The sequence below is a fragment of the Chitinophaga sp. XS-30 genome (assembly GCF_008086345.1).
Lineage (GTDB): Bacteria > Bacteroidota > Bacteroidia > Chitinophagales > Chitinophagaceae > Chitinophaga.
Window position 1 is genome coordinate 270987 of the sequence record NZ_CP043006.1, and the last position, 26068, is coordinate 297054.

At 51.8% G+C, this 26068-nt stretch carries 22 protein-coding genes and 1 tRNA gene; 4 read left to right on the forward strand and 19 right to left on the reverse strand.

Annotation, left to right across the window (positions count from 1 at the left end):
• Positions 1-27: 27 nt before the first annotated feature.
• Positions 28-975, forward strand: a complete 948-nt coding sequence (locus FW415_RS01090; RefSeq protein WP_148382469.1) for an NUMOD1 domain-containing DNA-binding protein — start codon at positions 28-30, stop codon at positions 973-975.
• 62 nt (positions 976-1037) lie between these two features.
• Here the strand turns inward: FW415_RS01090 and FW415_RS01095 are convergent, their stop codons facing one another.
• The 5 genes from FW415_RS01095 to FW415_RS01115 form a co-directional block, all read right to left on the reverse strand.
• Complete coding sequence (locus tag FW415_RS01095; RefSeq protein ID WP_148382470.1) at positions 1038-2819, reverse strand: TlpA disulfide reductase family protein; 1782 nt, start codon at positions 2817-2819, stop codon at positions 1038-1040.
• 91 nt (positions 2820-2910) lie between these two features.
• A complete protein-coding gene (locus tag FW415_RS01100) occupies positions 2911-4302 on the reverse strand; it encodes a RagB/SusD family nutrient uptake outer membrane protein (protein WP_148382471.1) in 1392 nt (463 codons plus the stop codon).
• A 40-nt stretch (positions 4303-4342) separates the two neighbouring features.
• The gene (locus FW415_RS01105; protein ID WP_168208615.1) at positions 4343-7531 is read right to left on the reverse strand and encodes a TonB-dependent receptor; all 3189 of its coding nucleotides are present in this window, start codon (positions 7529-7531) and stop codon (positions 4343-4345) included.
• A gap of 243 nt (positions 7532-7774) precedes the next feature.
• A complete protein-coding gene (locus tag FW415_RS01110; RefSeq protein WP_148382473.1) occupies positions 7775-8908 on the reverse strand; it encodes a FecR family protein in 1134 nt (377 codons plus the stop codon).
• 157 nt (positions 8909-9065) lie between these two features.
• Entirely contained in the window at positions 9066-9662 is a 597-nt protein-coding gene (locus tag FW415_RS01115) for an RNA polymerase sigma-70 factor (RefSeq protein ID WP_148382474.1), read from the reverse strand.
• An 87-nt stretch (positions 9663-9749) separates the two neighbouring features.
• Between FW415_RS01115 and FW415_RS01120 the strand changes: the two genes are divergently transcribed.
• Positions 9750-9947 carry a KTSC domain-containing protein gene (locus FW415_RS01120; RefSeq protein WP_148382475.1) on the forward strand — a complete coding sequence of 66 codons (198 nt, stop codon included), beginning with the start codon at positions 9750-9752 and terminating at the stop codon, positions 9945-9947.
• 3 nt (positions 9948-9950) lie between these two features.
• Here the strand turns inward: FW415_RS01120 and FW415_RS01125 are convergent, their stop codons facing one another.
• The 11 genes from FW415_RS01125 to FW415_RS01175 form a co-directional block, all read right to left on the reverse strand.
• Positions 9951-10448, reverse strand: a complete 498-nt coding sequence (locus FW415_RS01125; protein ID WP_148382476.1) for a CinA family protein — start codon at positions 10446-10448, stop codon at positions 9951-9953.
• Positions 10449-10497: 49 nt separating this feature from the next.
• Positions 10498-11148, reverse strand: coding sequence for an SDR family oxidoreductase (locus tag FW415_RS01130; RefSeq protein ID WP_246858875.1), 651 nt, complete (start codon positions 11146-11148; stop codon positions 10498-10500).
• 134 nt (positions 11149-11282) lie between these two features.
• Positions 11283-13547, reverse strand: coding sequence for a hypothetical protein (locus FW415_RS01135; RefSeq protein WP_148382477.1), 2265 nt, complete (start codon positions 13545-13547; stop codon positions 11283-11285).
• Positions 13548-13622: 75 nt separating this feature from the next.
• A complete protein-coding gene (locus FW415_RS01140; RefSeq protein WP_168208616.1) occupies positions 13623-15485 on the reverse strand; it encodes a PAS domain S-box protein in 1863 nt (620 codons plus the stop codon).
• Positions 15478-15888 (reverse strand): response regulator, encoded by a 411-nt coding sequence (locus FW415_RS01145; RefSeq protein WP_148382479.1) that lies wholly within the window; start codon positions 15886-15888, stop codon positions 15478-15480. The genes FW415_RS01140 and FW415_RS01145 overlap by 8 nt, the downstream gene beginning before the upstream one ends.
• 126 nt (positions 15889-16014) lie before the next feature.
• Positions 16015-16935 carry a YihY/virulence factor BrkB family protein gene (locus FW415_RS01150; RefSeq protein WP_148382480.1) on the reverse strand — a complete coding sequence of 307 codons (921 nt, stop codon included), beginning with the start codon at positions 16933-16935 and terminating at the stop codon, positions 16015-16017.
• A 10-nt stretch (positions 16936-16945) separates the two neighbouring features.
• Positions 16946-18793 carry a M1 family metallopeptidase gene (locus tag FW415_RS01155; protein ID WP_148382481.1) on the reverse strand — a complete coding sequence of 616 codons (1848 nt, stop codon included), beginning with the start codon at positions 18791-18793 and terminating at the stop codon, positions 16946-16948.
• A gap of 59 nt (positions 18794-18852) precedes the next feature.
• Positions 18853-19734, reverse strand: a complete 882-nt coding sequence (locus FW415_RS01160) for an RteC domain-containing protein (protein ID WP_148382482.1) — start codon at positions 19732-19734, stop codon at positions 18853-18855.
• Between the two features lie 38 nt (positions 19735-19772).
• Positions 19773-20951: a hypothetical protein gene (locus tag FW415_RS01165; RefSeq protein WP_148382483.1), complete on the reverse strand. Its 1179-nt coding sequence runs from the start codon at positions 20949-20951 to the stop codon at positions 19773-19775.
• Positions 20952-21169: 218 nt separating this feature from the next.
• Entirely contained in the window at positions 21170-22255 is a 1086-nt protein-coding gene (locus FW415_RS01170) for an acyl-CoA desaturase (protein WP_148382484.1), read from the reverse strand.
• 139 nt (positions 22256-22394) lie between these two features.
• Entirely contained in the window at positions 22395-23135 is a 741-nt protein-coding gene (locus FW415_RS01175; protein ID WP_148382485.1) for an SDR family NAD(P)-dependent oxidoreductase, read from the reverse strand.
• 75 nt (positions 23136-23210) lie between these two features.
• Here FW415_RS01175 and FW415_RS01180 point away from each other — a divergent pair, with 75 nt between their 5' ends.
• Positions 23211-23561 (forward strand): helix-turn-helix domain-containing protein, encoded by a 351-nt coding sequence (locus FW415_RS01180; protein ID WP_148382486.1) that lies wholly within the window; start codon positions 23211-23213, stop codon positions 23559-23561.
• A gap of 66 nt (positions 23562-23627) precedes the next feature.
• Positions 23628-23699 (forward strand) — tRNA-Glu (locus FW415_RS01185).
• 408 nt (positions 23700-24107) lie between these two features.
• On the opposite strand, the gene FW415_RS01190 is transcribed toward FW415_RS01185, so the two are convergent.
• From FW415_RS01190 to FW415_RS25105, 3 genes are read right to left on the reverse strand one after another with little or no spacing between them, the layout of a single operon-like run.
• A complete protein-coding gene (locus FW415_RS01190; protein ID WP_148382487.1) occupies positions 24108-24899 on the reverse strand; it encodes an AraC family transcriptional regulator in 792 nt (263 codons plus the stop codon).
• Positions 24896-25405, reverse strand: coding sequence for a hypothetical protein (locus FW415_RS25100; RefSeq protein WP_210420800.1), 510 nt, complete (start codon positions 25403-25405; stop codon positions 24896-24898). The genes FW415_RS01190 and FW415_RS25100 overlap by 4 nt, the downstream gene beginning before the upstream one ends.
• A gap of 15 nt (positions 25406-25420) precedes the next feature.
• Positions 25421-25933: an NAD-dependent epimerase/dehydratase family protein gene (locus FW415_RS25105; protein WP_210420801.1), complete on the reverse strand. Its 513-nt coding sequence runs from the start codon at positions 25931-25933 to the stop codon at positions 25421-25423.
• Positions 25934-26068 lie beyond the last annotated feature (135 nt).

Genomic DNA, 26068 nt, shown 5'->3' on the forward strand with positions numbered 1-26068 from the left:
CTTATCTTCCCATAGTTACAAAAACCCATGCCCAGCACCCAAACAGCGCACACTGTAAACCTGCGCACAGATATAATCCTGCCAGCATACCTGGATATGACCATGGAAGACCGGCCCGGTGAACACTGGAAAGATATTCCGGGATTCAAAAACCGTTTTCAGATCTCCAGCCACGGCAGAATAAAACGCATGGCCCGGAAGATACTGGACACACAGGGCGGCGCGTACACCCTGCCCGCTATGATCCGTAAGGCCGTGGTCAATAAAGACCGGAACTTCCATACGCTGGACTGGACCTATCGCCTGCAGATCGTACTGCAATACCGGAACCGGAAATATTCTTTCCAGGTAGCGAGACTGCTTTACCATTGCTTTGTGCAGCCATTCCACCTGAAAGATGCTTCACTGGTCGTATCCACTTTGAATCTTGACGGGCTGGACCTCCGGCCGGAAAATCTCGTGCTGCTGACCCAGTCCGAAAAATGCCGGCGCCCGTATCATACCGGCCGGCAAAGCAGCCATTTGTCCACCGACAAGTTCAGGCTCATTGCCGCTATTGAAGCTTCAAAGAAAAAGACGAACATCATGGTATCCCAATACGATGCCGGCGGGCGTTATATCGCTACTTTTCCCAGCATTACGGAGGCTGCGCGGAGCACGGGCATCTGTTATGCTTCCATCGCTTATGCCGCGCGGCAGCCCGCACGGAAAGCGGGCGGCTTTTTCTGGCGGAAAGGCGATGCCAACAAGATCAATCTGAAACAGGTGCAGGAGATCATCCGGAAGCGGCAGGTGCTTTACCGGGAAAAGAAAGGGATAAAGGTGATGCAATGCGATGCCGCGGGGAATGTCATCGCGTTCTTTTCCGCCATTTCAGACGCCGCGAAGAAAACGGGGATCAGTCATAAAACCATTGCGAACGCCCTCAAAAGAGGGGATTCCGGCATTGGCGGCCGGGTCTGGAAAAGGCAGTAAAAAAACCGCCACGGCTGTTGCCGCAGCGGTATTCCCACGTCTGCATATACCAGGGGTTCCCATTATTCTTTGTTGCGCGCCATCTCTATCTGCAGCCTCAGCTTCATTTCCACGTCCGGCCCTTCAAATCCGATATTCCCGAACCGGATATGACCGCTTTTGTCGATCACATAAGTAGCGGGGATCACGGTGAATTTGAACTTGTCTCCGATCGCCGGGTCTGTATTATAATACACGGGGAAAGTATATTTTTTATTCCCGCTCCATCCCTGGGCATCCGCCAGCGTATTGCGGGCGCCGCTGTTGACGATCATGAACGCCACATCCGGGTCGTTCCGGTATTGATCGTACAGTTTTTGCAGGTAGGGCATCTCCTGCATGCAGGGAATGCACCAGGTGGCCCAGAAATCGATCACCACGATCTTTCCTTTGAGCGAAGCAGGGTCCAGCGGCCGGCCGTTCATATCCACAAAAGTGTTCAGCGGCGGCGCCGGTTTGCGGATCTCCTGTTTCGCTATCCTGGCCTGCATATCCCGCTCCCGCAAAGCTTCCAGCTCCTGTAATTCCCGGGTACGCCCCGTAGCAGAGTAGAACAGGGTGGCGTTATCCACTGTTTCCTTATCTATAGACGATTTTATGGCCTGTTCCATGCGTTTTGCCGCCGCAGCATCTTTGCCCTGCTTCATATCTATCAGCGCCAGCATGGAGTGCAGGTTACCTTTGGCCGTATTGTACACCACCTGCCGGGCGCTGTCCGTTGCATAGGGGTAGATATACCCCGTTTCCGGGAAGTAACGGATGATTCCCACCGGAAAGCGCTCCGCCATAGCCAGCGACCGGGAAGCGAACATCCTTGCGGTATCCAGCGCAATGCCGTTATCCAGCAGGGCCTGCGCAATATCCTTCAGCTTTTCCGGGTAATATGGACTATCATCTTTGGGGAAGGAAAAGAATCTTGCATGGTACAGCGCTTTGGCACTGTCTTTCCGGGCGGCGTAGAGCGCAAAAAGCCTTTCATGCATCCCGTCGAAATCCGCCGCATTCTCCCTGTTCTCTTCCTTTAAAGCTGCTTCGTACCTGGCGATCTGTTTTGCTGTGTCTTTTTCCCTGGCAATGGCGGAAGTCAGCAGGTCGCGGCCGAGACCGGTATGCGGATACCGCTCCAGGGCTACCGCACGGATGGAATCCAGACGGCTGTTCTCCCCGATGATCAGATACCCCATGGTCACCTTGTTCATATCTCCCGGTACAGTGGCGGCCGTTTTGAACTTGTCTGCTATCACGCGGTGCGCCTCCGCCCGGAATTTCGCTTTTTCCTTCGGGGTTTTGGCCTTGTTCATCTGGTAAGCCAGCAACCGTACTTTCGCCTCATAGTTGTCCGGATAACGTTTCAGCTCCTTCCGGTACTGTTCCTCCTGGCGGGCGCCCAATTGAGGGGATTTGCCCATGGCGGAACCAAGACTGTAAGCCCGGTGCAGCTCCGCATTGCATACCGGCACTTTATCCTTATACACACATACTTCGTAGAGCTCATCCGGCGCTGGCCTGTTCACCGCTTCGCCGCTCTGCAGATAGAAAGAAGCAAAGGTGGCGTAACGGGCAAGCTTGAACGAAGTAGTCCAGACGCCGTTCTGCGCTTTCATTTTGATGCGGTAAGGCACATCATAGAAAGTAGAATAGGGGAACACCAGCGTCACTTCCGCCGCGTCCGCAGGAATGCCTTTACCATCGGGATTATAGGTCACCGTCACAGTCTGACCACGCTCCGGGAAGGCCGGAGCAATGGTCACCTGTGCTTGTGCGACAGTAAAGGGTAACAACATCAAAAACAAGATTCTTTTCATCCGTCTGTTTTTATTTTTCGGGCCGGCTGTTCAAAACGATCATTCCCCTCTGCGTTTAACGATCATTCAAACATGGCGGCTTCATCATTTATCAGTTATACCCGTCATTCTGGGTAAGGAATATATTGGTCCTGCGCGCTTCGCTGGAGATGGGATACAGGGTATCTTCCGGCTGCCAGTTGGCGCCTTTGATCGGACCGAGCACGGCGGTAGAACGGTTGGTACGTTTCAGGTCGAACCAGCGGTGCCCCCATTCACAGAACAGCTCCACTTTCCGCTCCTGCTCAACGGCCAGGAGAAGGGCCGGTTTGCCGAGCGTTGCATTCAGCGGCAACAGGCCTGCACGGTGACGGATGGAATCGAGGTCCTGCCGCCCCAGGTCCAGCTTGTCCTGCTGGATGCGGGCTTCCGCGCGGATGAGATACTGTTCGGCCACGCGCATCACCATGGAATATTCGGAAACCGTACCGGAGGTGGTGGTGCGGATCTTGTATTTGTAAGGATAATACAGGTTAGCGCCTGCTGCGGTCACTACATGGCCCGTCCAGTTCGCTCTCCGTTTGTCGCCGGTTTCGAATTTCGGGATCAGGTGCGTGGTATCCAGCCGGAACAGCGGGGTACTGGTGGGCGTAACCGGTGTAGAAGTAAACCCTTCCCAGGTGTTGCGGCCTCCGGCAACATTCACCGGCTGCAGCTGGAACAGGGCTTCGCGGCTGTTGGCGAGGAACACGGTGTTCAGGTCGTCCAGCAATTCATAGCGGCCGTCCTGCAGCACTGCGGTGGCTTCCTGCTCTGCCAGACCGTATTGCTTCGTGTAGAGGTACACCCTGGCCAGCAATGCGGTGGCAGCGCCTTTGTTCGGGCGTACACGGGTACCTGTGGGATAATCCGCGCCCATTTTTGTCTTTGCTTCCTTCAGGTCCTCAATGATGCGCGCGTACACCAGCGATGTTTGTTCCCTTGGCTTCACATTGTTCTCCTCATAATCGGTGGAAACGATCAGGGGCACATCTCCATACATATTCACGAGGTAGAAATGCAGGAACGCCCGCATGAAATACGCCTCGCCCAGCAACTGGTCCTTTACGGCCGGCGTCAGGCCGGTTGCTGCGTTCAGGCCTTCTATGCAGGCATTGGTGTGGTAGATGTAAGCATACTGGTCCCGCCACATGCTTTCCACATATTGACTATTGGGCAGCAGACTGGTGTTGCGGAACACATCGTAATTGGCGAAAGGAGAGAAATAATAAAGGTCATCGGCCTGCATGGCAGTGAGGTAATTCATGAGCACATTCGCATAAAAATAATTGAATGCGTTCATCCTGGAATACAATCCGGTTACCGCTGCGGTAGCGGTTTTATCACTTGTGAACACAAGGTCGGACACCAGTTCGTTCTTCGGCAATGGCGTATCCACATACTTGCTGCAGGATGCGAGCAACATGACGGATACGGTGACGATCAATACATAAGTTCTTTTCATCGGTAATACTATATGTTGATGAATATTGTTTTCGTTAAGATCAGAATCCAATCTGCAAGCCTGCGGTGATGGTTTTCATCGGCGGCATGCGGAGGCCCTGCGTTTCGGGATCAAATCCATCGTAGCTGGTGATGGTGAACAGGTTCTGAGCGGAGGCATATATCCTCGCCCTGCTCAACTTCCAGCCTTTCGTGAATCCGGACAGATCGTATCCCAGTGAAATGTTCTTCAGGCGGATAAAAGAAGCGTCTCCCCATACGCCGGAAGAAAGGCGGTAGAGATCGTACTTCGTTGCCGCCGCACTGCGGGACGCCCTGGGTATGTGCGTCACATCCCCCGCGGCCTGCCAGCGGTCCAGTGCGCTGATGTCTTTGTTCGCCAATGCGCCATAGTAAACGGAGGAATATCCATAGTTCAGCTGCGGGCCTTCCTGCTTCGTGAACTGGAACAGGAAATCCAGGAAGATGTTCTTATAAGTGAAGGTGTTGGACAAACCGCCATAAAAATCAGGCATGGTTTTGCCAAGCACAACATAGTCCACAAACTCATCGATGGTGCCGCTTTCATCAAGGTCCGCGAACGTGGCTTCGCCGGTGGCCGGGTCTATGCCGGCGAACTGGTATCCGCGGACGATGGAGAGCGACTGGCCTACCTGGTAGGTTTCCTTGTAGGAAGAATTCTCGAAATCAGGATATTGCTTCAGTTCATTTTTAGCAAACGAGATGTTGAAGGAGGTATTCCAGCGGAAATCCTTTTTATCGATATTCACCGAGGTCACATCAAACTCCCAGCCGGTGTTCAGCACTTCCGCGGGGAAGTTGGCTACTACGCCGCCGAAGCCGGTTTGGGGAGACAGCGCAAAGTTCACCAGCTGGTTTCCGGAGATGTTGCGGTAGAAATTGGTGTTGAACAATATCCTGTCTTTCAGGAAACCCAGTTCTATCGCCAGTTCCATTTTCCTGTTCTCTTCCCAGCGGTAGTCGCCATTGGGAATGCGGGAGGGAGAAAGGCCGGCTGAGCCATCGTAGGGATAGGAGTTGGATGACCAGCTGTCCAGGTACGCATAGTCGCCGATCTGGTCGTTACCCGTTAACCCGTAGCTGCCGCGCAGTTTACCAAAACTGAGAAAGGATGGTGTGGACAGGAAGGATTCTTCACTGAATACCCACGCTGCGCCCACTGCCCCGAAGTTGCCGAAGCGTTTGCCCGGCCCGAAGCGGGTAGAGCCGTCCCGGCGGAAAGAGGCGTTCAGGATGTATTTGCTGTCCCAGTTATAGGTAGCCCTGCCGAAAACGGAGGTATAACGGTAGAGGATGTTAGTGGTTGGCCGTACCTGCAGCGTGGCAGCCGCGGAAATATCTTCCAGCAGCTCATCGCTGGAGAAATCATAGGCCGTGAAACCGCTGCCTTTGCGGACGTTCTCCTGCCATGTGGCCCCGGCCAGCAACTGCAGCGATCCTTTCCCGATCGTGCGGGTATAATCGGCCTGCGGCTCAATGATGTAGGATTGCACCGAGCTGTTCCCGAAATAGGACATGTTGCCGACAGAACTGATGGGATTGAAAGTAGCATCAGGGTACACCTGCACCTGGTCCATCGTTGTAGTGTTATACCCGAGGTTGACCTTCACATTCAGGTCAGGCAACACGGTGTACCGCACGGCACTGTTGGCCACGAGGTTGTTGGTGCGGGTGGTGGAACGCCTCAGCAGGTAGGCCGCAGGGTTTTGTTCCGTACTGTGCCAGTAGTATTTGCCGTCTGCATCATACAGCGGGTAATTCGGCGCCATGTCATAAAAAGCGGTAAGATCGCTGGCGATAGAGCGGTCTTTAGTGCCGCTGTAGTTGATGGAAGTGGAGATATTGAAGCGGCCATCCAGGCTGGAATGGTCCACATTCAAATGTCCCGCGCCGCGGCTGAACGGATCGGCATCCGGCAGTACGGAGGTCTGCGTATTGAAAGTACCGCTGAGCAGGAAGCGCGTCTGGGCATTTCCGCCGCTAACGGAACCTGTTACCAGGGACTGTTTGCCGGTATTGCCGATCATATACTTCTGCCAGTCCGTATGAGCATTGCGGTCCCATGTCACAAGGTCCGCCGCGTTTTCCGGATCCGGAACGATATTGTCATGCTCAAATGCTTCCTCCCGCATCTTCAGATATTCCTGCGTATTCAGCATATCCACCATGTTAGCCACTTTGCTGCCGCCGGAATTGACGCCGAAATTGAACTGTGTTTTTCCGGGGTTGCCTTTTTTGGTGGTGATGAGGATAACGCCGTTGGCCGCCCTTGAGCCGTAGATGGCGGTGGCGTCGGCATCTTTCAATATATCTATCCTTTCAATATCGGAAGGGTTGATGGAAGCAAGGGGGCTTTGCGTGCCGTTGGCCGAGTTGAACTGGTTCAGCGGTTCCGAGAAAAAGGGAACACCATCGATCACATACAGCGGGTCGTTGGCTTCCGGCCGCAGGGAGTTCTGGCCTCTCAGGCGCACCTGGAAGCTGGCGCCCGGCATACCGCTGGTGGAGGTCACCACCAGGCCCGGCACCCTGCCCTGCAGGGCGGCCAGCGGGTCCATTACCGGTTGGGATTCCATATCCTTGCTGGTTACGGAAGAAATGCTGCTGGTGCTGTTCCGGCGGATGGTAGTGCCATAACCGATGATCACGGTTTCATCCAGCGCGCTGACCGTGGGTTTCAGGACAACGGACAGGGTGCTGCCGCTAACGGTTACCTCCTGTGTTTCATGCCCGATATAGGAAATCACCAGTACCTGGCCCTGTTCTGCGTTGATGCGGAACTGGCCGTTGGCATCCGTTACCGCGCCGGTATTGGTGCCTTTGATCTTTACCGTCACGCCTATCAGCGCTTCTCCGTCTTCCCCGCGCACCGTGCCGGTGATCTCCTGGATGGCCTGGAGTATCTCGGCTACGAGGGGTTTGCGTTTAATGAAGATGGTCTTGTCTTTGATCGAATACTCCAGCGGCTGCAAGGCAAACACTTCCGTGAGGAAGGTATTGAGCGACAGGTTATCCGCCTCAATGGTCACGCGCTTCGTAGACCGCAGCACTTCCCTTTCGTAAAAGAACACGTAACCGGTTTGTTTTTTCACGGCGGAGAACACCTCTTCCAGCGGGGCGTTCTTCAGGGATACGGAAACCGACTGTGCGTAGCCTCCGGCGGAAACTTTCAGTGTGGCAACGATCATGAGAAAAACAGTCAATCTCATAGTAAGCGCTAGTTTTTGATAAAAAGGCCCAGGCATAGAATGGGCCTTACCATAACATTTCAATTGCATAGATTTGCATTGTTTGGATGAGAGAAATCAATATTTAGTCAGAACAAATGGTTGATACGCTTTTGATCCATTCATTTTCCGGGGGCGCGGTCCAGGCGCCTCCGTTTTTTTGATCATGACAAGCGGTTTAATGGCTGTTGTCTATCTCATATATTCAGTTGATGTTTTACAGTACTACGGTCTTACGACGATCTTCCGGCCTTCGATGGAAAAGCGGATGCCGGTATTCTTAAGCCCTTCCAGCACATCGGAGAGCGGAAGGTTCCTTTGTATCTCCCCCTGGAACCTGCGTTCGGGAATACCGGCCGCAAATTCCACTTCTACATCGTACCAGCGCTCCAGCTGACGCATAACGGTATGAATATCCGCATCCCGGAAATTGAACAGCTCATTCTTCCAGGCCACAGTGGCATCCAGGTTGATGTCCGCTACCACGCCGATCTCTCCTGAAGGCAGCACCTGTGCCTGCTCTCCTGGCTTCAGCGTAGCGGAACGTCCTCCGGCGCTGACCCTTACCGCCCCTTCCAGCAGTGTGGTATTGAGACTGTTCTCGTTGGTATAGGCATTGATATTGAACTTTGTCCCCAGCACCTCCACCGTCGTTCCGGCGCCTGCGGTTACCCTGAAAGGACTGGAAGCATTCCGTGTTACTTCAAAATAGGCTTCACCTGTCACCTCCACTTTCCGTTCCCTGCCGCTGAACGCGGTGGGATAGCGAAGGGAGGAAGCAGCGTTGAGCCAAACTTTCGTGCCGTCCGGCAGGGTAAGGCGGAATTGCCCGCCTCTGGGTGTAGTGAGCGTATTATAACTGGTGACGGTATTTGTCGTGCCATATTGCAACTGCCCTCCCTGCCGGATGATACCCGGAGCGATCACCTGGCTGCCCGCACTGTCCAGCGGCACTTCGGTGCCATCCGCCAGCGTGAGCATGGCCCTGCTGCTGCCGGGCAATACATCCTGCTGCTGAACAGCTACAGGCTGCGGCACAGGAGAGCGGCGCAACAACAGATGGACGCCCGCAATAGCCAGCACCAGCACAACAGCCGCCGCCATCCATTTACGGTTATCCATTCGCAATACCCTTGCCTCAGGCAACTCGTGCGTGGCCGAAAAACGTTTCCAGCCCTCGTCTGTATTGGTTTTGCCGAATATTTGCAGTTGTGTCCGCAGCCGGCCTTCATCCGTACATTGTACAAAAAAGGCGCGATTCTCTTCCGATACATCGATCCAGTGCTGCAGTTCTTCCCGCTCCGGCGCGCTAAGCTCCTGTCTGAGATGCCGGAGGATCAGGTAAGACATCCTTTGCATTTAGTTATTTTATTATAGAAACAACGGAATCGTCATTTCGATGAAAGGAAATGAGGGATTTTCTGAAAATTCTTTACCTGGTTCCCTGCTTTCCTCTGCCATTGTTCCTGAAAAGCGGCAGCCGCACCGATCCGCAGGCAGCATCGTTAAAATAACATTACCACGAATGTATTTTCAGGAAAGCGATGTAGGCATAAAACGCCGGAAGAAGGTTCTTTTTGAGGAGGGAAGCCCGGATCAGCTTGAGGGCCCTCAGCTTTTGGGTGCGTACGGTATTATAGGAGATCCCCAGTATGGAAGCGATATCTTCATTCCTGCGGCCTTCCAGGTAGCTCATCCGGAAGATGCGGCCGCACTGCGGGGGCAGGTTGCTGATCTCCTGGTACAGCGCGCTGATGATCTCGGTTTCCGCCAGCAGCGGATCGAATGCGTTTTCAGAAAAGGGCTCTTCGTGCAGATAGGTGAACGCTTCCTCCCGGGAGGTCTTGCGTTGCCTGGACTTGAGGAAATTGAGGCAGGCATTTTTTGTGGCGATATAGAGGAAAGCCTTGATATTGGCGTCGGTCCGGAAATCGCCACGTTTGTTCCATAATTTGGAGAATGTTTCCTGCACCAGGTCTTCCGCTTCCTGGCGATCTCCCACGATGGAAACGGCAAAGTAGCACAAAGCCTGGTAATGCTGACGGAATACAGCCTGAAAAACCTGTTTGTCCCCCAGCGTTATTGTATGTTCTTTATTTGCAGTATCTGACATTCCCCGATTTAACAGCCCCTCCCGATTGGTTGAATTGAATGCTAAAAATACAAAAAACAGGGGTATGAAGTTTGATGGACTGAAAACATGCCATCATCCGTTGTTGCAGCCATACGGTACAACGAGGCTTCGGCCACCCTGCGGATCATTTTCGTATCGGGAATGGTGTACGATTACGAAGCGGTGCCGCCCGCCGTGTACCAGGCCATGAAAGCCGCTTCGTCCAAAGGTACTTTCCTGAACCGCTACATCAAAGGGCACTATGCATTCAAAAAGGTCAGATAGGCGTCACCTGGCAAAATCCACTACATTATTGAAGGCGGACAAGAGGTAGTTCACATAAAACAACTGTACCTCCAGCGCTTTCCCTGCTGTTGGCCGCATCTCTCCCGTCAGTACCACATTTTTATTGAAAACAATGGCGTAGTGCGCGAACAGCTCGTTTCCGGACTCGGGTACCGGCGTGGCATAACCGGTGATACCCAGCCCCCAGTGGCTGGAGAACATGCGGGTCACCTGCAGCGCCAGCTCCGCCGCAATCTGTTCGGACACACAGTTCACCGCCTGTGCCTGTATGGGGTCAATATATAAATGACGGGCTTTCTGCCCCAGGTTGTAGGCGGTAATGCCGCCCTGGAAAAACCCGCTGGCCTCATCTGCCTGTGAAAAGGCCAGTTGCAGCATACCGGAAGTAACGCTTTCCGCAACGGCCAGCGTCTGCCGGTTCCGTATCAGTTTACCCCGTACCGATTCTATTATTTCATCATCAAATATCTTCAGGCTCATGTGACTGTTTTAAGTAAATTATTTTCCCGTTTCACTATGCGGCGCATTCTCATATGATCTGCAAATGCGGCCTGAGCTGGATCATCACCACATCACAGCGCCTGGGCTGGGTCAATGCATAAAACACGCTGGAGGCGACGTCTTCCGCTTTCAGCATTTTCATATCCTCTTCCTTGTCCCGCTGCTCGTCCGGCGTGGAGGGCTGCATATCAGTCCCTACGGCCCCCGGCTCTATCAATGTCACTTTAATGCCGTCTTTATTGATCTCTTTCCGCAGCGCCTCGGAAAACCCGCGGATACCGGATTTTGTGGCCACGTACACGGAGCTGCCCTCATCTTTTGTATGGGCGCTCATGGAACCGATATTAACGATGTGGCCGCCGCCTTTTTTCCGCATACGCTTCACCGCCTCATGGGTACAGGCGATATACCCGAGAATGTTGATGTTCACGGCATACGCCCATTCCTCGTAATTACCGTCCATTACACCGTTGTGGCCAATGGAGGCATTGTTCACCAGGATATCCAGACCGTCCAGCTGACTGTCCACTTCCCGGAACACCTTTTCGATATCCTCCTTCCGCGAAACGTCCGCCGTGATGCCATGTACCCGGTCTTCCAGCTGCGCATCCCGGAAATCCTTCAATGTATCCTCCAATGCATCCGCATTCCGTCCGAAGATCATTACCCTGGCACCCATGGAAGCGAGTAGCAGTGCGGTTGTACGACCAATCCCGGTCGTCCCCCCGGGTGATCAGCACCGCTTTCCCGCTGACGCTTTCCGTACCAAGGTTTTCTCTCCAGGTATCTGTATTTGTTTGCATAACGATAGTTTTATAATGACTTGATCAATTGTTTTGTCGATCTTTTGATGCTCTTTTTCTTCGGTGCTTCCCATTTGATCCGCACACGCTGGTTTCCCAGCAGAATGAATTCCAAATATCCTTCCGGCGTTCGTTTCCCTTCCGGTTTCTGCCGGGAGAAGGTTACCTGGCAAAGGGGCAGGGGCTTGTCATCCAGCGGGATCAGCATCATGCGGCAATGCAGCCGCTCATCTCCCTGCACAACAAAGGATAGCGTATGATCTTTCCGCTTGATGAAACTACAGGTTGGATAATCGATGTACACCATCATGGATGCTTCCGGTATTTTATAATAATGCCTGGGCACCAACGCAAAAGGCAACCCCGCCCCATACACCTCCTGCCCCACCGTTCCCGAGGTTTTCCATCCATCCTGCAGGTCTTCCACCGGTATCCAGAGTTTGTTGTCCAGCTCTCCGGACTTGACATCGCTGCTCAATACGGAGGGCGGCAGCTGCGGCGGGTAGTAAAACAGCGAGCGGTGCATCATATGTTTGATGAACTCCGCCAGCAGCAGGCGGACGGCGGGCATGATTTCCAGACCCTTTGCATGGTTCAGGTAATCATGGAATGCGGAAAAACCTTCCAGTTCCTCATATACCGCCGTGTACGGGGCGTCGTTGAGCGGGAACAGGGCAAAGTAGGTCTGGTAGTATCTGGCATAGCCGTAGTCGCAATCCCATAGCCAGACGTTCTTGAAAATATTGGCGAGGCAGAGGTAGCTCAGGTCCAGGTACACCTTGTCCCCGGTTTCCTTCCAGAGCCGCAGCATAGCCCCTGAGGCAAAAGCGGTATTGTTGGCCTGGTAGAATATATTGAACCCTCGTCCTTTCAGCGCATTTGCAGCCCGTTTGGCTTCCAGCAGGTATTTTCTCTCTTTTGTCAGCTCATATGCCTGGAGCATAACATGTGCGTATATTCCCGGCACATCCCGCTCCCCGCCTTTGCCCTCGGCTGCTTCGGCCTTGATCACCTCCAGCGTGTCCAGATGATAAAAAACCGGCCAGTCATAGTTAAAATGACGGGCTACTTTGATGATGTAATCCAGGGAAGACAACAATAGTGTACGTGCCATCCGCTCACCTTTCAACGCCAAACGCGAGAGATTAAGCAGGGGATGATGGAGGTACCAGGAGTCCATCACACGGGGTTTCTTGTGCTCTTCGCTGCCATCCAGCTTTTCTTCAGCGCTGACGAGCCAGCGGGTGACGGACCCGATCTTTTCATCATAGAATTGCGGCAGTCCTTCCCGGATGACAGCAGCGACTTTCTGTTTTTCCCCGCTCCATTCTTCATAATCCGTCAACGGCAACAGCACTGCCAGCTGCACCATGCTTTCAGGCGGTGTGGCATAGTCGCTGACATAAGCGTTGAGATAAGACTTCCCGTTGACCTGTGCCCAGCATCCTGATTTTTGCTCCAGGTCGTGCAGGGATTTTTTCAGGATATCCGGCCAGTTGCGGTAGGTGGTCTGTATGGGCGGCAGAGAGGAATAAACGCGGGAAAGCATGTCCAGGAACTGCCGTGCCAGCGCAAATTCCCCGGCAGGCCTGGCGGTATCGGGCAACAGCCATGCGTCCGATATGATGAACGGCTTTCCGGCCGGCAGTGGCTTCTCTTTTGTAGGCGGAAGGGAAAAGCCGAATTCGCCCCACCTTCCGCCAACGGTATCGCTTAATGAAGTTTCCGTGGCATTGCAATAATCATTTAAAGCGGAGAGGTTCTGGAAATAAAGCATGCTGCCGTGAACCGGCCGGGTAAAATCCAGGAACACCAGGCCCGAACGCAGGCCGGTCTGACGAAGATGGATCTTTCCCGTTGCCATAGCCTGCGGCCTTTTGCCAGCCGCTGCCGGCAACGGCACACAGTCGCGCGGCCAGAACGGGATGTGCAAAGGCATAGATGGTGTGAGCGTGGTCCGGCAATGCAAAAGCGATGGCTCCGGTAAAGGGAAATTCAGCCGCACCTCATAGCTGCCAAAATTCGCCTTCAGCCGGAATACGACGCCGTTCTCCCCCTCCTCCAGTTGCTCCGTCCGCAGATCGGCTCCCGGAGCATATGCCGCACGAAAAGCCAGCCTGCGGCCTTTCTTCCAGGAAATGACAACCCATAAGGCATCCTTTGTATTGAAGGCCTCAAAAGTGAAATCAGGCGTTTTTCTGCAATAATCATGTTGAATGTCTCTACCGGCAAAAAACTGGTGAGCAGGCGCAATCCATGGAGAAATCTCATCCATAATCAAACGGTTTTAGCAATGGTATCCATTTGAAAATGAACGTCTAAAAATAATGCCAACTACAACAGCAGTAAACTATCGGGCGGGGAGCGTGATATAAAAGGCGGCGCCTTCTCCGGGAACGCCGGTGGCACTGATCATGCCGCCGTGGTTCTCCACGATCTTCCGGCAGAGCGCCAGCCCGATGCCTGTACCGTCATACTGGTCAACAGGATTAAGGTGAGAGAAAATATGAAAGATCTTTTCTGCATACTGTTGTTCGAAGCCGATGCCATTATCCCTGAAAACGATCTCCGTCTGGCGGTGATGCAAACGGGAAACAGCAATAGTGATCATGGGCGGTTTTGTACAGAATTTCAACGAATTACTGATCAGATTGTAGAACAGGTGATACAGTTGGTCCGGATTGCCTTGTATAACGGGCAGTTCATCGGACTGCACAACGGCCTGCAGCCTTTCCGTTTCCGGCCGCAGCGCGTTCAATACTTCTTTCAGCACAAGGTTAAGATCGACATCCTGGACACGCCCGGTAAGATGGGAAAGGCGGGAGTAGTCCAGCACTCCCCTGAGCAATTTCGATATCCGGCCGGACGCAGCCTTGATCCGCCTGGTGTAGTGTTCCAGCAGACGCGGTTCGTGAAGATGCCTTTCTATGAGACCCGCAAAGGTCTGTACCTTGCGAACGGGTTCCTGCAGATCGTGGCTGGCAATGTAGGCAAACTGCCCCAGCTCGTCGTTGGACCGCTTCAGTTGCTGGTTCAATTCGATCAATTCCCGGGTACGCTCGTTCACGATCTGTTCCAGCCGTTCGGTAAAGGTTTTATCTGCCGTAATATCCAGCATGGTACCAATGAACCGTTTTGGCTCCTGCTTTTCCGAAAAAAGCGCTTTCCCCTGTACTTTGACCCACCGCAGATCGCCGGTGTCCGCACGACGAATGCGGAACTGCGCATCGAACCGGCCTTCTTTCTCCTCCGCCGTTTGCAGGGCCTTTCTTTTCAGCAGTTCCCCATCTCCCTTGAACACTAACGACTGCAGGAATGTTACCGTCAGCGGGATGTTATAATCTATACCCCATATTTTACGGCTTTCGTCTGACCAGGTGATACGACCGGTGTCCGGGAAAAACTCCCAGCTTCCGATGTTCGTGGATTCAACGGTCATGCGGAAGAGCTCTTCCCGTTCACGGATCAGGCGCGCGGTATTCTTTTGCTCACAGATGTCCCGCGCTATCTTGGATGCGCCCACAACATTACCGGCACTGTCTTTTACCGGAGAGATGGTGAGGGAGATATCTATAAGCCGTTTGCACTTGGTCATCCGCTGGGTCTCGAAATGTTCTACGCGCTCTCCTCTTTTCAGCCGCTCTATAATCACCGGTTCTTCATCCAGCCGGTCCTGGGGGATCAGCTTTGTCACCGGTTGCCCGATCATTTCCTCCGCCGTGTATCCAAAGATGCGTGTGGCCGCCTCGTTCCAGCTGGTAATAATGCCTTCGAGCGTTTTACTGATGATGGCGTCTTCGGAGGATTGTACGATGGCGGCAAGCAGCATCGTTTTTTCTTCATTGCTCCTGCCTTCGGTAACGTCTGTAACCAGGTGAACGCGGTAAGAGCGTTGCCCTTCCCCCACATTTATGGAACGCTGATAAATACGCACATAGCGCCTGCTGCCATCAGGCCGGTCCAGCGGGATGTCCAGGGCTGCCGACTGTTCCGCGGACAAAGCTTTTTCATCCGGCAATAAACCCTGCCCGGACCGCACTTTCCAGAATGCGCTCCATTTCTCCCGGCCCGGTACCGGGGCCAGTCCGAAAAGCTCCGTTGCTTTCCGGTTATAATATTGCACATAGCCTCCCTCATCAAAGACGTAGGCTGCCATCGGCAGGTCTTCTATGAACTGCCGGTAAATATTGATATGTGGAGAAATTTCAGGCATGGTGTTTACCCGGAGCATTGGTTAAAAAAGCCTCAAGACCGGGCTTAAGATCGTCCATGCTCGCTTCCTTGACAATAAAGGCATCTGCACCGGCCTGTAGCGCATTGTTTTTGTCCCCCGGATCGGAAGATGTGGTGTAAATAGCGGCAGGCACTTTTTTCAGCCTTTCTATCTTTTTGATCTCGCGCAAACAGGTCATCCCGCTCATGCGGGGCATATTCAGATCAATAAACAGATAATCGGGGAGGAAATCCTTTTCTTTTTGCAGCGCCCGGACGGCTTCATCTCCGTCATTAAAAAATCGGCAGAAAATATCCGGGTTTATCTCTCGCATAACATACAAAAAAATCTCCTGATCATCCATATCATCATCAATCAACACACAGGTGATCGTAGCGCTCATTGTTTTTTAATCTTAAGTTTCCGTAGACAGCCAATTGCAACAGTTGGAATAAATGTATGAAAAAATCTTTTATTAAATACCAAAATCCCCGCTGTTATTACATTCACGGCCTGCCCCTTGAAGTTTTCAGTCTTCTTCCTTCACATCCGCGATCCTGTACTTCTTCGCATGCGGCAAGGGCTGCACCGGCACTCCATTCGCATCGGCCCAGACATTCGTGAAAGACGCCCCGAAATAAAAGATCAGGGAACAGTAGAACACGAACAGCAACAACAGTACGATTGATGCGGAAGCGCCGTAGATACTGTTGATATTGCTGTAAGTCAGCAGCCAGCGCAGCACCAGCTTGCCGATATTGAAAAGGATGCTGGTCACCAAAGCACCGGTGAACAATATCTTCCAGCGGGGCCTGCCGTCCGGCAGCAGGTAAAATACCAGGGCAAACCATAAAGTGGCGGTAACAACCGTAGCAAGGTAGCTGAATGCGCTCCGGTAATAGTTGACAAGGTCCGGCGCCAGTTCCTGGATATACTTTCCAAGGAAGGCCATGGCGGCTTCAAAGAACAATCCTACGATAAACAGGAAACCGGTGAACAGGATCACCAGCACACCCCGCAGGCGGGACCGCATGATGCTTTTGAAGCTGCGGCGGCGGACGGAACGGATGGCCCAAACCTGGTTCAGACTGTCCTTGATCACTTTGAACAATGTAGTGGCAACAAAAAGCAAAAAAATAAACCCGCCGATGGCGATCAGCCAGTTCTCGGCAATGCTGCGGAAAGCCCTGAGGGTATTGATCACATCCTCCGTTGTTTCCCGGCCCACCAATCCTTCCAGCTGGGTAAACAGCTGCCGGCTGATATTCCGCGGAATGAACACCGCACGCAATGCCTGCAGAATAATGATCAGGATAGCGGGCAGGGCGAACGTGGTGAAAAATGCTGTAGCACCGGCCAGCCGCAAAGGGTCGGAAGCCGACAGCGCTTTGAAGGCGGCTTTCAACGATTGCAGAAATAATAACAGGTACGATGCTTTCCTGGTGCTCATTCGTTTCCGTTTAGTTGATCAGCTTACCCAGCGATTCCTGTGCCAGCGGATGATAGTTCTGTTTGTATTTTTCATAGATGCGCTTCGCCATTTCCCTTCCTTCCGGGGTTTTCATCATCTCGCTGTACAGCGGGGTCAGGAATTTACGGCGCCCTACCTGGCTGAGAAATTTTTCTATCGCCGGATAGGCCGGCTGGTATTTCACGGCAACGGCCATAATGAACCAACGGTCCGCCACTTCGCTGTTGCCCGTCTGTGTAAGGCGGAACGCTTTATCCAGGCTCGCCATCTGATCGATGGCAAGCGGCACCGGCATTTTGCGCAGGAAGTGCAGCCATTCGTGGGAGGTCCATTTATCCACCTCAAGCGTAGCAGGCTCCGCTCCTTTCAGGAAGCGCTCCCTGGCCTCATCCACCTTCCCGAACAATTGCTGTGAAGCACGCGGACAGTCTTCCGGGATGCCCGGTCCATACACCCACGCATTCACATCCACTTTGGTGGTATCCCCGTTCAGCAGTTTTGCATCGAGGTATTGCAGGAACTGCCCGGTACTCATAGTTTGAAAGGCATGTTCATCAAAATAGCGGCGCAGGAAAGTATCCAGCTTCGCGCGGCCGGCGGTTTCCTCTATTCTGCGGAGAAAATGAGCGCCTTTTTCATAGGCAATATCTGTCAGCCCTTCATCCGGATCGCGGCCGCGGAGATCCAGCTTCAGCCAGGTATCCCGGTTGCCCGCCCCCATTTCAGTCACCGTCGCGTCCAGGTCCTGGTACCCCAGTTCCCATAACATATCCGCATAGTCTTTGCCCATCATGGCCTCCATGATACGGCGCTCGAAGTACACGGTGAAGCCTTCATTCAGCCAGAAGTCGTCCCATGTGGCATTGGTTACCAGGTTGCCGCTCCAGCTATGGGCCAGTTCGTGTGCAATGAGGCTGACGAGGGAACGGTCTCCCGCAATGATGGTAGGCGTAGCAAAAGTAAGGCGCGGGTTTTCCATGCCGCCCAGCGGGAATCCCGGCGGCAACACGAGCACATCGTATCTTCCCCATCGGTATGGGCCGTACAGCGCTTCAGCCGCGTTCACCATCCCGCCTACTTCCGCAAATTCATGATGCGCTTTGTCCAGCATGGCCGGTTCCGCATATACGCCGGTGCGCGGATCGATCGCCTTGAAAGCAATATCGCCCACGGCCAGCGCCATAAGGTAGGCCGGCACAGGTTGTTCCATATTGAAATGGTAAATACCGCTGTCATTACGCTGCTGCACATTTACTGCGCTCATCAGCGCCATCAGCCCTTCGGGAACGGTCACACGGGCATCGTAGGTAAAGCGGATGCCGGGGCCGTCCGCGCAGGGGATCCAGGTACGGGCATAGATGGATTCTGATTGTGTATAAAGGAAGGGGGCCTTTTTGCCCAGTGTCTGCGAAGGTTCCAGCCATTGCAGCGCCGTAGCCCTGCTGCCGGTCCGGTACCAGATATTGACGGTCCTGGAACCTGCTTCCAGCGGAATGTTCAGGCGGCTGCCAAGGATGCTGTCCGCCACATCAAAGCGATGGGTAACTTTTTTGCCGTCAACGGTTATGCTGTCAATGCTCAGTTCCCGGGTATCCAGGCGCAATTCAGCGGCGCCGGTATTGTTGCTGATCGTCCATGCAGCCAGACCGCTGATGGTCTGTGAAGAAAAGTCCACGCGGATATCGAGGTGAAGATGTTCCATGGAAACACTGTCTGCATTGGACTGGGTATGCAGGTCTTTCGCCCCGGGATGCGCAGTTTCGGTGTACTGTGAGGATTTTCTCTGATTACAGGCAACGGTCATCAGGAAGATGCCGGCATATATGACATATCTCATGAAGCGGGTTTTAGCGAAAACCGAAGATATCGCTAAAAATCCTCTCCTGCAAAAGCCGGTCAGGAGTGGCGCGGCGCTTTGCCGCCGTTGACCGCACGGGAAGTATCTTCATCCATTTCTTCCATCAGCTTCTCCAGCGCTGTTTTCATCACTTCGGCGAACCTGGCTCTTTCGCCTTTGCGTACACGCAGATCGCGGAAAATGCTGTAAGGGTTGCCGAGCGAGATATTGAAGGAAGCTTCCAGCCAGGCGAATATCTGCTTCAGCTCGGCACGTCCGTGGTTCAGGGCTTTTGAAGCGTAGATGGCGTAGCCAAGTTCCGCCAGATCTGCCTTCCGGGCGGTCCAGAGCAGCGGCGTCCGGATCACTTTTTTGCTTTCCTCCAGCGCCACTTCAGCTTCTTCCAGGGCCTTTTCCAGGTATTCCTTTACCCTTTCCAGGCCGATCAGTTCGCCCAGCCGGATGGAGTTGGGATTGCAGAAACGGGTATCCAGCATGCCATCCAGATCATCCGGATAGTTGTTATTGTAAATGCTGTTCCGCAGGAAATATACTTCATCCATATCGCTGGCTTTACTGCGATGGTAAATGAACAGTGCGCCATGCTCTTCAAAGAAGAGATTGATGCGTTCATTCTCCTGTTCCAGGAAACGTTTGTATTCCGCCGGTACTTTGCGCGGACTATCGGCTTCTATACGGAAGAGGCGGCTGTAATACACATTCTGGCTGTGAATGCGCGGGAAGATGTTCTTGTAAAAAGCGAGCTCTTCCGCTTTGTCCGAGAAATCATTTTCCAGCACATGCATTTTCAGCTGTGCCAATACTTTCCTGACCATCTGGGCGCCCCTTCTCGTGCGTTCCAGCAGGTTAGGGGTTCGGGTTTCATGCAGGGCGAGCTCTTCAAACAATTTCTCCTGAATGGCGATAAAATCTTGTTTCATCGGTTGAGGTTTTACATTGGAATTTTGTAAATAACTTGTTAATCAGCATACGCATGCCGGCTCGTTTCATATTCCCGCAACCGGGCAGCCAGCCGGGCCACGGTAGCTTTGCAGGACTGGATGGTAGCCAGCGCCGGGTGATGGTACCGGGCCTCGAAGTTATCGCCGGCCGCAGCATCGGGCTGATTTACGGCCATCACGCTGGCTACTGAACGCAGTACCTGCTCGGTGGAAGTGTTCGCTATGATCCCTTCGTCTATGAACAGGCGCACCAGCAGGGTCAGCTGCGGCAGGGTAACATTGGTGAGAATGCGGGCTTCCCTGCTGGCTGCATGGAGTTCCTGCAGGTATTGTTTTTCTTCTTCCAGCCAATTGAGCAATTGCATGCAGATGTGCGGCTGCGTTGTATCCAGCGCCAACTCCGGGTTTTCCCGCGGAATGCGGTTGACCTCGCGGATGAAGCGGGACAGGCAGGCGATGCGTTCCGGCAGTTTCGGGTACTGTTTCAGCCTGATGCGGATGCGTTCGGTGCAATAGCAATAATATGCCGGTGAATTAAAGTTCATCTTCAGCAGGATGCCATGCATCTGCAGGTCGAACAGCCCCGCAGGCCCCACATCCAGCGTGGTGAGCTGCACCAGCTGGCTGAGCAGGTTGCGGCAGTAAAAAAGCATGCGGAATGTGACGCGCGCTCCCCTGTTATCGATCAATGCCCGCACAGGCCGGAAGATCAGTTCCGCCAAAGCCGGCTCCAGCCCCGGAGCGTCCGCCAGCCAGTCCACTTCGCGGAGGCGCATACCCAACTGCTTCCTGGCGAGGGTGGTGTAGCTGAACGGCAGATGGGCATCCAGCTCCATATATTCAGAAAAGTGCTGCTCCAGCCCGATCATCACATCCTGCAAACTTTCCTCTACTTTCCGGTAACACGCCATTTTGTGATCAGGGCCATCCTGCGTGCTCCTGCCGGTAGTGGACCGATGCACGCTGATGTAGTAATAAAGACTGTCCAGCAGGCGGGTCAGCGATGCCTGGTGTTGCCGGACCAGTGCCTGCCTGTCTTCCCTGTTGTTATTCAGGTGCGTTGCATCAAGCAACCTTCGGGTCATCAATTCTCTTTCCTCCTGCACCTGTTCAAAGCAGGCAGTAAGCGAGGCCTCATCGTCCGGCAGGGAACCGGGACTCATTTGCTGAATGACCAATTGGTGTAGTTTCTGCATAAATGGGAGGTTTAAAGAAAGTGTTAGATACTTCATTCGCCCACTCATTAGTGTTAATAATTTGTGAATGAGTTTGTTATTATCATGTTGATCCTGCTAAAATGAGCGTTTTATTTTGCCTGATGGTACGGGGCAGGCACAGGTGTGGAAGATTTTTTTACAAAAAAAGCGCCGCTCCTCCCGGAACAGCGCTTTTCAAAAGGCAAGCATTTCTTGTATTATGCAGGCACCACCTGTGGCTTCATTCCCAGCATCCGCATAAAACGGAAGTGCGAACGAACCGCGGCGCCCATAGTAGGCAGACTGTTGTAAGGCAGGTTGAATTCCCGGCACTTCTCTTCCACGATCTTGCTTAATGCCGGATAATGCACATGGCTGACCCTCGGGAAAAGGTGATGCTCCACCTGGTAATTCAATCCTCCCACGAACCATGATACGACCTTGTCGCCCGGAGAAAAATTCGCCGTGGTCTTGATCTGATGGATCGCCCATTCATTTTCAATGATCATATCGTCATCCCCCACTGCTTCAAATTCGGTTTCCTCTACCACATGCGCCAGCTGGAACACAATGGCGAGCGTGAAACCCATGACCAGGTGCATGGAAACGAACCATATCACCCAGGTCTGTGCGCCCACCACATATATCGGCAGTACGATGTAAAAAGCCACATACAACACTTTGCTCATCCAGAACACAAAATGATCGGAGAACGTCATTTTTTGCAGCGGGGTTCTGTACACTTTGCTGCTCAGGTATTTCACAAAATCCATGATGAAGACCCAGGCAAAGGAAGATATTCCGTACACCAGCACCACATAAAAATGCTGCAGCCGGTGCATCGGCACCCACTGCTGGGTGCTGCACTGGCGCATCAGCGGACTTTTCGCGATATCGTCATCCAGGCCGTCCACATTCGTATAAGTATGGTGGATGATGTTATGTTTCTGTTTCCAGATGAAGGCGTTGCCGCCAAGTGCATTCAAAGTAAGACCCAGGGCATCATTCACCCAGCCTTTGGTAGAATAACTGCCATGACAGGCATCGTGCATCACGTTAAACCCGATGCAGGCCAGCGTGAACCCCAGCAGGGCGCTCACCAGTATCAGCGATAACACGTGCATGGGAAATGCGAGCAGGCTGATATACAGCAGGATGGCCGCAGGGATCAGGACAATTGTTTTGACATGTAAGTGGGTATTACCCGTCTTTTTCAGGTTATTCTCCCTGAAATACTCTTCTACCGAGGCTTTCAGCGAGGGAAAGAAAAGTGCATTCTTGTTGTTGAAGGAAACTTTAGGCATAATTGAACGTATAACGCTGCAGGTAATTTAAAAGTATGAGTCCGTCTCATTCCCTCTTACCGGTTGGCATTTTACATAATGATACCCAAAATATTCCGGATAATGAAATATATAGTGGTTTGAGTTACTATATATTTTGTTAAATATTTGTGCCTCCATCGATTGTGATGCCGGTACCGGTGATGTTTTTGCTTTCATCACCCGCCAGGTAAGCCACCAGCCCCGCAATATCATCCCCCGTTCCAAAGTTGTCCACAGCCAGCAGGGTCCGCTGAAAATCCGCGGATTCGCCATTGACAGGGTTCATATCCGTGTCAATGGGACCGGGGTGTACGAGGTTCACCGTAATGCCCCTTTTGCCCAGCTCCCGGGCAAGGCCTTTGGTAAGACCGGTGAGCGCGGTTTTGCTCATGGAATAGACCGTTGCGCCGGGGAAAGCCACTTTGTCCACCATACAGGTGCCGATGTTGATGATGCGGCCGCCCCGCCCGAGATAGCGCAACGCCGCCTGGGAAGCGAAGAACACCGCTTTCACGTTCACGTTCATGTTGAAGTCGTATTCCTCGATGGTAAATTCTTCCATGAGCTTGTATTCCGCAACGCCCGCATTGTTGACGAGAATGTGCAGTCCGCCCAGCTCTTTTGCCGCCAGGTCTACCGCCGCCTGAACGGCCTTCGCGTCCGCACTGTCCGCCTTGATGGCCAGTCCCTTTACACCCTGCGCTTCAATAGCGCGGATGACCTCCTCCGCTTTCTGCTGCGATGCATTATAGGTAATGGCGACGTTGGCGCCTTCCTTTGCCAGTCTTTTGGCAATAGCCGCTCCGATGCCGCGGCTCCCTCCTGTGACGAGGGCTGTTCTGTTGGTGAGATTTTTCATGTAGCAAATGTAGACCGGGAGTTTTACTTTTGCAGGTACTGCATAAATTGTTAAGTACTAACAAAACAGTAAGAAATGCGTAAAGAGAGCTCTACAAATGCCATGAATGAAGATCACATCCTCCGGAATTGCGGGATGGCCTATACTTTGTCCGTACTCGGCGGCCGCTGGAAGCCGGCTATCCTGTTCCGTCTGCTGCGCGGACCGATGCGGTACAGCGAATTGCTGCGGTCGATGGAAGGCGTTTCCGAGCGTATGCTGGTGGCGCAGTTACGGGAGCTGGAGAAAGACGGTCTGGTAAAACGGACGGTGCATGCGGAGGTGCCGCCCCGGGTGGAATACGGGCTGACAGCGGTGGGGAGATCGGCCGAGCAGGTGATCGAGAGCATGTCCGACTGGGGAAATATGCATCGCCCGGATCAATAATTTGTCTGAAAAATTTGGAATTGTGTGGATTTGCGTTACCTTTGCCATCCCAAAAATGACCATAATGCCGCGTTGGTCAATCGGCTAAGACGCCTCCCTTTCACGGAGGAATGACGGGTTCGACTCCCGTACGCGGTACTGGGCGAGATTTCGCTAAAATCACACAAGGGTTCTTCAATTTTGAGGAACCCTTTTTCGTTGATCCCAAATAGTTACCGGCGAACACAGGGTGCAGTCGGGGTGTTCGAAATGCACCTTCGGAATAAGCAGGATTCTGTTCGAACACCAGCGAAATAAAGCCCTTCTTTTAAAAAACATTCATTACTTCAAACAGTTCACGCAGCTTTGTTAAATATGGCAAGTACGTTTCGATGATGGGTAAAAACTCCTTGCCTGTGTTTCCCATGGTTTCGATGATGTTCACCAAACTTTTCCGCATCGTGTCACAACCCGGATACATCTATGTCCGGCTGTCAATATCCGATGGTGGTGCCATTACCTTAAATGGCACTTTCAATTTTTTCTTACACCGCTATATTGACTTTGTCATTTCTTCGGTTTTTCGTTTTGTAACATACTTGGTGGGTAACCGAATTGTTTCTTGAAGACGTAATAGAAATGAGATAAGTCCAGAAAACCTAAATCAAGATATATTTCAGGCGGCTTCTGTTTTTTCTTCTCAATAAGGAAATGCGCTTCATTTAGCCGTTTCTTTACTAACCAACGATTAGGTGTGCAGCCAAAAATTTCCTTGAAATCCCTTTTGAAGGCAGACAAACTTCGTCCGGTTAAATAAGCGAAACGTTCTATGCTCACATTGAATTTGTAGTTGCTGTTCATAAATGCTTCCAGGTTGAGCTTTTCAGGCCTGGCGTAGTTAAAAAGGACTCCGGCAAGTTCGGGTTGCTGTTTGAGCAGAATAATTAAAAGCTCTTCATATTTCAGATCTTCTACCGCTTCATCTAATTGCATGCCCCCTTTATAATAAGGTTTCAAGGAGGTGATGAAGTTATCAATCCAATCTGTTTTTCTGATTTCCAAAAAGCTTTCAATCATGTTAGATGCAGTTGGCTGGATCTTATGTTTTGTCTGAAATTGCTGAAGAAATTCTTCATCAAAGCAGAATATAATTGGATTGAATGTCTCTTCATTGTCCGGCAACATAAATTTTATCAAACTATTTTTGCGGGCAATACCACAACCACCTGTTTTAAGTGTATATGTTTTATTTCCGTCGAAGAAACTAATACTACCTTTTACAACATATAAAAAAACGTGATCGGGTATGAACTGTTCTTTTAGAAAACTGGATTGTTGATTTTCTGTTATTCCTCTCATTTTATCAGGTTGTATTTAGCCATACTCTTTACTGCTTCCAATATGGTTTGTTCCTGTGTAGCAATAGGCTGCCATCCCAATAAATTTTTGGCTTTTGCATTGCTTACATTACGGTTTATCTTTAAAAGCATCGCTCCTTCTTTTGCCTGGGAATTGAATAATGAAGCTATATTAATAAAAAAATCAGGAAGTTTTTTTGTCGTAACCTTTTTGGCAACTTCAGGCAACTTACGTTTTAAGAGTTCGGCAATTTCCGGCAGCGTAATCTGTCCGTCCGCCGAGGCGATAAAACGTTGTCCCTTGGCTGCAGGATTTGTCATTGCAAGAATATGTATATCGGCTACATCTCTGACATCAACAACATTCAACGGAATATTTGGAACAGCTTTCATTGAGCCGCTCAATAAATTTTCAAGCAAACGAAAACTTCCCGAGATATGTTCATCTAAAGAAGGCCCATAAATAGCCACAGGGTTTATGGTAACAAATTCTAAGTCCTCACCCATAGTCCCGATAAAATCTCAGGCAGCTTTTTCAGCCAGTGTTTTTGATTTTTCATAAACCGATAATCCTTTTAAGTTGATGTCCGTCCAGTCGGCTTCCGTAGTCATCCGTGTCTTGTCTGTTTGACTGAAACCGACTGCACCAAAATTGGAAGTCATTACTACTCGTTTTGCACCTGACTTTTTTGCGAATTTCAAAATGCGAAGTATGCCTTCAACAGCAGGACGGACAGCTGCTTCTTCATCTTTTGGAACGTCAAAAAACACAGGAGATGCCACACTTAATACATATTTACAGCCTTTCATCGCTTCATCCCAATTATCATCTCTGGTCAATTCCGTTTCCACAAATGAAAGACTGTCAAATTGCGTAACGCCATTGGATTTCAGTGTTTTAATAAGCCTGTCTTTGCTCTTAATATTACGAACTGTTGTTCGAACCTTGTGCCCTTTTTGTAAAAGTTGCAAGATGATTTGCATTCCTACAAATCCGGTTCCACCTGTTACCAAAACTGTTTCTCTATTTTCCATTAACTATAAATTTCATACTGCAAAGTTCCGCATAAAATCTTCAGCATAGCTTGTTAAAAAGTCCAATTTTTGGTTGTTCTGAAGCTCAAAGCAGTAATAATAAATGGTAATAAGAAATTATATGTTTGAGATTTC